This window comes from Mesorhizobium sp. M6A.T.Cr.TU.017.01.1.1 (assembly GCF_004023115.1).
Classification (GTDB): domain Bacteria; phylum Pseudomonadota; class Alphaproteobacteria; order Rhizobiales; family Rhizobiaceae; genus Mesorhizobium; species Mesorhizobium mediterraneum.
In genome coordinates this window covers 1-385 of record NZ_RZTA01000310.1, presented here as the reverse complement: position 1 = coordinate 385, position 385 = coordinate 1, and the positions used below count along the sequence as shown (strand labels likewise).

The window sequence follows — 385 nt, the reverse complement described above, 5'->3', positions numbered from 1 at the left end:
GGTTTCGTGCCATTTCGGCCATGCGTTGAGGGTAGCTGCCGTGGCCAGGACTCCGAGCGTCAGGAAGATCGCCCGCCAGCCGAAATTGTCGGCAATCAACGCACCGGCAACCGGCCCCAACGCCGGCACGAAAGCCAACATCGAGCTGAACAGGCCGTAAATGACGGCACTTTCGGGTCTTTGCGCATAGACGTCGCGAACCGTTGCGAAGGTTGCAACGAGAATGGCGGACGCACCAATGGACTGCATGACGCGCAGGACGACGAAGAAAGCGGCCAGTGAGGTGCTGGCGAGCAGAAAGGAAGCGCCTGAAAACAAAAGCGCGCCACCGATCAGCACCGGGCGCCTGCCGATCCTGTCGGAAATCGGGCCGAAGACGACTTGG

Annotated in this window: 1 protein-coding gene; it reads right to left on the bottom strand. The window is 61.3% G+C overall.

What is annotated here, in order from left to right; translation table 11 throughout:
• On the bottom strand, nt 1-385 hold a 385-nt coding region (locus tag EOB36_RS34135), incomplete at both ends, for an MFS transporter (RefSeq protein ID WP_128286601.1).